This is a genomic window from Chitinophaga sp. (assembly GCF_036569125.1).
In the GTDB taxonomy this organism is placed as follows: Bacteria; Bacteroidota; Bacteroidia; order Chitinophagales; family Chitinophagaceae; genus Chitinophaga.
The window spans coordinates 1-7,660 of sequence record NZ_DATCRF010000791.1 but is presented as its reverse complement, the minus strand read 5'-3'; the positions used below and the strand labels follow the sequence as shown (position 1 = coordinate 7,660).

Here is a 7,660-nt window from a genome sequence, read left to right as displayed (position 1 = left end):
ACATTGCTCATAATATTATGGTGGGTCAGCATTACACCTTTGGGTGTGCCGGTAGTACCGGAGGTGTAAATGATCGTCACCAGCTCTTCGGGGTCTGTATTCTTTTTAATGGCCTCAATGGTGGCATAGTCCTCCTCTTTGGCAAGGGCCGGCACCTCTGTCCAGTGGCGGGCGCCGGGTATCTTATCATAGGAAAACACCTCTTTCAGCGCAGGCAGCTGGTCACGGATGGCAATCACCTTTTCCAGTATTTCCTCATTGCTGACGAACAGGATGCGTGCACCTGCGTCATTTAATACAAATGCCAGCTCGTGCTGGCTGATAGTAGGGTAAATAGGGGTCAATACGGCGCCTACTTGCTGGCAGGCCAGGTCCGTGATCATCCACTCCGGCCGGTTGGCAGAAATAATGGCTATTTTATCTTTGCCTTCCAGGCTGCCATCGCCGCGGCTAATGCCCAATTGCAATAAGCCGGAGCTGAATTGCATGGTCAGATCTGCTACTTCCCGGGTGCTGTACTTCTTCCATTGCCCGTCTATTTTGCCTGCCAGCATATCCTCTTTGGGATATTTTTCCAGCTGCCAGGCGAGTACGTCAAATAATCGGCTCGGTTGATCCATCATGCTTTAATTTGCTTTTTGCCATTTTCACAGGCCACGACTCTGCTGTTCGTTCTGTAATTTTTCATATTCGCGGATAGTATTTCCATGGGGATCGTTGTGGTAGGCGCCAAAGTAGTGAAAAGCCAGGCCAATACCCCAACCAAAGGCCGGCCATATGGGCCAGGGAGTACCGCCCCGGTTGCCGCCGGTTGTGATCAGCCATAAGGCCCACAAACCTGCATTCACTACCAGGTAGGTGATCAGGTGCGATTTAAATGCAGTCCGGGCTTTGGCAATGCGCCAGAGCCGTTCATCCCGTTGTTGTGTATTTTCCATGAGAACAGGTTTTAGTGATAATAGAGGCAATTAAATTTAAATAATTTTATTTGAATTTGACTGCCTATTCTATCACCGTTCCGCCTTAATGGAGAACTGGATGTTTACCAGGGAATTGATCAGTTTATCCTGCACAGATTTATCTGCGCGGTAGGTCATGCCCCATAACGTGCGGTCCAGGTTAAAGTTGGCCGTGGCAGTAACCTCGTTCTTCTGCAATACTATTTTGGCAGGGAAGGAAATATTCTTACTGATCTGCTTAATGGTGAGGTTACCCTGTATGGTATGCGTAGCGTCTTTTAGCAGCACTTCATTACCGTCTGATACAAAGGGCTTTACCCCGGTAATAGCAAATTCGGCTTCGGGGAATTGTGCTACATCAAAGAACATGGCGCCCTTCAGCTCACGCTCCAGCTTATTTTTCATGGAGGTATCCGCTTTCAGGTCTATATCTTCCAGGGAAGCAACATCGATCACAAACCTGCCGCCGGTAATAGCGCTGTCCTGAACATTCAGGGTACCGTTCTTTATTTTAAAACGGCCGGTATGCTGGCCGGTGGGTTTAGTACCTATCCATTGCACATAGCTTTCGCTGGTGTTTAAGTGGTAAGCCGCGCCTTCGCCTTTCTGCACGGACTGGGCATCGGAGATCGTTGCCTTATCCGCCTTGGGCGCCTGCTGGCAGGCCACTATCAAACATCCCATGATCAGTAAAAAGTATCGCATACAAGTAAAAATTAGTTCTCAGTTTGCAGTGGGCAGTTTGCAGTCATAAAATTTTACGCTGTATTTGCAGCATGACTGCCCACTGCAAACTGCCTGCTGCCAACTATTAACTGCCCACTACTTCCCGGTTGCCTACCCACACAAACCTTTTCAAAATAAACTCCTGGTTAGTAAAGCTGGCATTGCCTGCCGGGTTACCGCCCGTAACATGAAAATCTGAAAAGGCGGCATGCTGGTTCACCCATATAAACCCGGTAAAGTTGAAGGATACGGGTGTGAACACACTATTCATTTCCTCCGCAATTTTTTCCTTCACTACCGCATCGTTCGTATAGGCGCCACAGGTAATAGCTCCATGTTGCTGGGCCAGTTGTTTGGCCAGCTGTATGGAATGATTGGTATCTTTTGTTTTAATGATCAGGATCACTGGTCCGAATAATTCCTTTTCATAAATATTCTGATCGGCGCTGGTTACTTCCAGTACGGTAGGGGAGCATACCCGCGCCTTGCTGAATTCTTCATTCACCACCGGACCGCCCTGCAGCAGCACTTTACCGCCCAGTGTAACAGCGTCCTGCGCGCGGCGTAAGGTCACATCATTCTGTACTGCACCCAGGGTGCCGGCGCCCATTTTAGGATTATTTACCAAAGCGGCAATAGCATCCTTGATTTTCTGCGCTGCTTCATTAAAGCTCAGGTTACCATTGGCGGTGCTGATGCCCTGCTCAGGTATAAAAAAGTTCTGCGGCGCAGTACACATCTGCCCGGAATACAGGCATACGGCAAAGGCCAGGTTCTGTGCCACTGCGTCCATGTCCTGCACACTATCCAGTATTACTGAATTAACGCCGGCCTTTTCTGTAAAAACGGTTTTGTTCTTTAGTGATTCTACATAATCACCAAAAGCAGTGCCACCGGTGTAATCGATCAGTGTAATAAGCGGGTGCTCACACAGCTCTTTGGTAATTGGCTCCTCGCTGCTGTCAGCTGCCAGCTGGCACAGGTGCGGATCAAAACCATTCTCCTGCAATACCTTTTGTATAGCGCTGATGGCAATGGCTATGGGCAGCACTGCCTTCGGATGCGGCTTTACGATCACCGGGTTGCCCGTGATCAGATCTGCGTATATACCTGGCAGTGAGTTCCATACCGGGAAGGTAGAGCATCCAATTACCAGGCCAATACCTTTGGGTACAGCCTTAAAGGTTTTATGCAGCTGCAGGCTGGTTTTGCCCATAGGTTTTTCCCATACCTGCTCTGCGGGGAAACGTTGTAATTCCTCATACCCCATGGCAATGGCTTCCAGCGCACGGTCATTGGCATGCGGGCCGGAGGCCTGGAAGCTCATCATATAGCTTTGGCCGGTGGTATGCATGGTAGCATGTGCTATTTCAAAGAAATAACCTTTGATCCTTTCCAGGGTCTCTACCAGTATATCGGCCCGGTTGGTAGCAGAAGTATTGGCCCATTGCCTGGCTGCGTTTGTTGCATTGGTTACCAGCTCGCTGACGGTAAAGGCGGGATAGGTGATGCCCAGCTTTTCCAGGGTGTAAGGAGAGGTTTCTTCGCCTACGCGGCTACCGGCGCCGGTTTGCAGCAGCTGGTCAAAAGGCTGTTGCAGCATTTCCTTATAGTTTTCAGCGCCTTTGGCAGGGGCTTCTTCTCCGTAAGCTTTGGGGTGCTCGGGGTACTGCGAGTAAAACCGCCGTTCGTGATTGGCTTTTACCGCGTTGTCAATTGTGTTTTGGTGTTTTGTTGCAAGCATATAATAATTAATAATTAACAATGAATAATTAATAACCACGTGGATTCATCGGCACTTGCATTCTCAATTTTCAATACATAACTATATAAAGCATATAAAACATAACAGCACATCAGCACATTCCATTCATCCGCATATCCATACATTTACTCCCATCCACACCTAACAAAAACCAGCACATTAACATATTAGCACATCAACACATTCCCTTCATCTGCACATCCGCATATTTGCACATCTGCACATTAAACGCTACCTGCTTAACGTAAACCGGCCATCATTATAATACTCATCGGGGCGTAATTTAAACGGATGATTGCGCTGGTATTGCATGAATTTATCGTATTCTGTTTTGTGCAGGTTGGTCCAGGCGCGATAGCTGGCCTGGCTGGCTACCGGCCCAAAGATCCATTGGTTATACGCTTCAAACATACCTTCTTTCAGCAGGGTACGCTGCATATCAAATAACGCAAACGGATATTTGAAGCTATAAAAATTATACCAGTCCAGTATAAAACGGGTGCGCAGCATAATAAGCGTTTCAGGATCAATACCGTTGCTGATAACGCCGGTTTGCTTGGCCAGCAGCTGCCGGAACACATTTACAAAGTCGGTATGCTCCGCACTTTTACCACGGCGTCCTTTTTTGCCGCTTTCCATATCTGCCGGAATGCTGTTCAGCATAGACGGATCGTTGAACAGCTTTTTATAGGATTCAATTAATATATCACGGATCTCTGCGGTACGTGTGGTATAGCTTTCCAGGTTCACAAATATTTCGCCGTACAGGATGGCCCATACCGGATCCTTGCTGTAATAATAGGTGCGGGCGGCATTGTAATAATTACCGGGAAAATTGGGGTCTTTTTCAATGCCTTTGAGCCAGTTGTTCAAAGCACCGTCAAACATTTTAAGGCTAATGAGCAGCTGCCCGTTATCGTTATACAGTTCCCCGCTTTCCGGGAATTTGCGGATCCCTTTATCATATAAGCGCTGCGCGCCTTTCCAGTCCTGCCGGGATTGATAAATATTACCGGCTATCTGGTACAGCTGTGCATCGGCGTCTTTTTTATCCAGCAAAGGATCAATGATCTTTTGCGCTTTGGGCATTTCCCCGCGCAGGTAATAGGCAAACCCCAGCTGTTTGCGGAACTGCGTGTTATCCGGCTCCAGCTGTAAGGCCTGGTTTAATACCAGTATGGCATTGGCATAATCGCCGCTGCGTATAAAGTTATTGGCGGTGCTGAACAGCTCATTCGCATCCTGTGCCCAGGCTACCTGGGTAAATAACAATAAGCCACTTATTAGTATTTTTTTCAATAAAGAAAATCGCCTGTTCATGCCTGTCTTTGCTTTGTTGTAAATGTAAAGAAAATGTACAAATGTGCGCATGTGCAGATGTGCGGATGTGCAAATGGCCAGCAGCCTGCAAACAAAAGGTCCCGGACGTTATTCCGGGACCTTTTTTATATCATTTGCACATCTGCATATTTGCATATCTGCACATCAGATCAGCTGTGTGATCAACCCATCCCGCAGCTTGGGCTCAAACCAGGTGGATTTGGGAGGCATTACATTGCCGCTGTCCGCAATATCAAACAGCTGCTGAATGGTAACCGGGTACAGCGCAAAGGCTACTTTCATTTCGCCGCTGTTCACCCGTTTTACCAGCTCTTCCAGTCCGCGGATACCGCCCACGAAATCAATGCGTTTATCAGTGCGCGGGTCTTTAATACCCAGCAGCTTATCCAGCACATTATTCTGGAGGATGGTTACATCCAGTATGCCAATAGGATCGGTGGTATAGGTGCCTTCGCGGGCTACCAGGCGGTACCACTTGTTTTCCAGGTACATGCTGAACTCATGCAGCATGGCTGGTTTCTGCGGCAGGTGGCCTACTTCCTCAACCGTGAAATCATAATCCAGGCGGGAGAGCAGGTCTGCTGCCGTAAGGCCGTTCAGGTCTTTTACCAGGCGGTTATAATCCAGGATGGCCAGCTGGCTGGCAGGGAAAATAGTGGTCAGGAAAAAGTTGGCGGCGTCTTCTTCAGACTTAACCAGTCCTTTACCGGCAAATTCCTTTTGTACCAGGGAGGCGGAGGCTGCACGGTGGTGTCCGTCGGCAATGTAGGTAAAGGGCACTTTTTCGGCAAAAAGGCCGGTGATCTGCTCTACCACAGCGGCATCGTCCACTACCCAAATGGTGTGCTGTATGCCATCATCGGCAGTAAAATCGTAAGTGGGCGCTTTGTGCTGCCAGTGCTCTATTACCACATTCAGCTCCGGCACATCATTATAGGCCAGGAACACATTACCGGTTTGTGCACGGGTGGTTTTTATATGATTGATACGGTCCAGCTCTTTCTCCGGACGCGTAAATTCATGCTTTTTAATGATGCCATTGTTATAATCCGCAATGGACGACGCGCATACCAGGCCTACCTGCGCACGGCCATCCATTACCAGCTTGTAGATATAATAACAGGGCTGGGCATCCTGGAACAGGGTGCCTTCCTTAATGAACTTTTGCAGGTTCTCGGCCGCTTTTTCATATACGGCCTGGCTATGAATATCCGAACCGTCCGGCAGATCTATTTCAGATTTTGAAACGTGATAATAAGCATAAGGATTGCCGGCTGCGGCCACTTTAGCTTCTGCAGAGCTAAGCACATCATAGGGCCGTGCGGCCACCTGGGCAGCCAGTGCGGCTTGCGGTCTTAATCCTTTGAACGGTCTGATGATTGCCATGATTATGTGATTGTTGAGGGGGCAAAAATAAGAATAATGTGCAGGTGTGCAAATATGCAGATGTGCAAATGAATGCCTTTTAATGTGCTGATGTGCTAATATGCTAATATGCTAATGTGCTGGTATATGTTAATGAGTTAAATCAGCACATTAGCATATTAGCACATCCCTAAATTTAAAAGTCCCGTTCGTCTGCAGACGAAACGGGACTTTAAGCATTATAGCGGTTAATCAAATTGACAACATTATTCACCAGTCAATCTCCGCACAATCATTTGCACATCTGCATATTTGCACATCTGCACATGCATTACGCCTTCTTCAGGCTAAAATACTTCATCGCTTCTACCATTACCTCTACGCTTTCGTAGGGCAGGGCATTGTACAGCGATGCGCGGAAACCGCCTACGCTGCGGTGGCCTTTGATGCCCACGATATCTTCTTTCTTACAGAATTTCAGGAATTCTTCTTCCAGCTCCGGCTTATCCATAATAAAGCACACGTTCATGCGGCTGCGGTCTTCTTTGGCTACCGTACCGCGGAACAGCGGGTTATTATCAATTTCACTGTACAGCATACCGGCCTTCTTTTCATTGAGGCGCTCCATGGCAGCTGCACCGCCCTGCTCTTTTAACCAGCGTAAGGTGAGCATGGAAATATAGATCGCAAATACCGGCGGGGTATTATACATAGATCCATTCTCAATATGCACGCGGTAATCCAGTATGGTGGGTATTTTACGGGTTACCTTACCCAGCGCGCTTTTACGCACTGCTACCATAGTAGTACCGGCAGCGCCCATATTCTTTTGCACCCCGGCATAGATCAGCGCAAACTTGTTAAAGTCCAGCTGACGGCTCAGGATGTCCGAGCTCATATCTGCTACCAGCGGCAGGTCTGTTACCGGCATTTTCTGCCACTGTGTACCATAAATGGTATTGTTAGTGGTAATATGCAGGAACTTGGCCTGTGGCGGAATAATGAATTGCTTGGGAATGTGGTTATAGTTGCTTTCACGTGAGCTGGCCACGGCATCTACATATCCAAAAGACTTGGCTTCCTTCATAGCCTTGTATGACCATACACCGGTGTCTACATATGCAGCAGTTTCTCCGTTTTCCAACAGATTCATAGGCACCTGCATGAACTGTGTGCTGGCGCCCCCGTGTAAATACAATACTTCAAAGTCATCCTCTAGTTGCATTAACTCCTTTACCAGGCTGCGAGCCTCATCCAACACGTTCATGAACAGTTCTGTTCTATGACCTATCTCTAAAATTGACATGCCCGATCCTTCGAAATCAATCAACGCTTTGCTGGCTTTGTATAATACCTCGTTTGGTAATACAGAAGGCCCGGCGTTAAAGTTGTGCACCTTCATGTTGCGATCCTGATTAAATAAATTATTAGCTTCTTCCACTTTTATTTGGTTTTTCTAAGGAACGGATAAAAAAAGTAAGGTGTTTCGTTAAGTGGTGTAGGA

At 47.8% G+C, this 7,660-nt stretch carries 7 protein-coding genes; all 7 read right to left on the bottom strand.

Going from position 1 to position 7,660, the window contains the following annotated elements; genetic code table 11:
- The coding region (locus tag VIM87_RS29140; protein WP_332000387.1) for an AMP-binding protein at positions 1-623 on the bottom strand (623 nt) is incomplete at its 3' end.
- Positions 624-647: 24 nt separating this feature from the next.
- Complete coding sequence (locus VIM87_RS29135; RefSeq protein WP_217606953.1) at positions 648-938, bottom strand: 2TM domain-containing protein; 291 nt, start codon at positions 936-938, stop codon at positions 648-650.
- Positions 939-1,010: 72 nt separating this feature from the next.
- The gene (locus tag VIM87_RS29130; RefSeq protein WP_332000386.1) at positions 1,011-1,664 is read right to left on the bottom strand and encodes a YceI family protein; all 654 of its coding nucleotides are present in this window, start codon (positions 1,662-1,664) and stop codon (positions 1,011-1,013) included.
- 106 nt (positions 1,665-1,770) lie between these two features.
- Positions 1,771-3,429 (bottom strand): phenylacetic acid degradation protein PaaN, encoded by a 1,659-nt coding sequence (gene paaN / locus VIM87_RS29125; protein WP_332000385.1) that lies wholly within the window; start codon positions 3,427-3,429, stop codon positions 1,771-1,773.
- A 252-nt stretch (positions 3,430-3,681) separates the two neighbouring features.
- Entirely contained in the window at positions 3,682-4,770 is a 1,089-nt protein-coding gene (locus VIM87_RS29120) for a tetratricopeptide repeat protein (RefSeq protein ID WP_332000384.1), read from the bottom strand.
- A 165-nt stretch (positions 4,771-4,935) separates the two neighbouring features.
- Positions 4,936-6,177 (bottom strand): DUF1015 domain-containing protein, encoded by a 1,242-nt coding sequence (locus tag VIM87_RS29115; protein ID WP_332000383.1) that lies wholly within the window; start codon positions 6,175-6,177, stop codon positions 4,936-4,938.
- A 310-nt stretch (positions 6,178-6,487) separates the two neighbouring features.
- Complete coding sequence (gene serC / locus VIM87_RS29110; protein WP_089908465.1) at positions 6,488-7,558, bottom strand: 3-phosphoserine/phosphohydroxythreonine transaminase; 1,071 nt, start codon at positions 7,556-7,558, stop codon at positions 6,488-6,490.
- Positions 7,559-7,660 lie beyond the last annotated feature (102 nt).

What these genes read in the sequence shown, in the direction of transcription:
- VIM87_RS29135 (WP_217606953.1), bottom strand. Translation starts at nt 938, where the DNA reads ATGGAAAATACACAACAACGGGATGAACGGCTCTGGCGCATTGCCAAA.
- VIM87_RS29120 (WP_332000384.1), bottom strand. Translation starts at nt 4,770, where the DNA reads ATGAACAGGCGATTTTCTTTATTGAAAAAAATACTAATAAGTGGCTTA.
- VIM87_RS29130 (WP_332000386.1), bottom strand. Translation starts at nt 1,664, where the DNA reads ATGCGATACTTTTTACTGATCATGGGATGTTTGATAGTGGCCTGCCAG.
- VIM87_RS29115 (WP_332000383.1), bottom strand. Translation starts at nt 6,177, where the DNA reads ATGGCAATCATCAGACCGTTCAAAGGATTAAGACCGCAAGCCGCACTG.
- paaN (WP_332000385.1), bottom strand. Translation starts at nt 3,429, where the DNA reads ATGCTTGCAACAAAACACCAAAACACAATTGACAACGCGGTAAAAGCC.
- serC (WP_089908465.1), bottom strand. Translation starts at nt 7,558, where the DNA reads ATGAAGGTGCACAACTTTAACGCCGGGCCTTCTGTATTACCAAACGAG.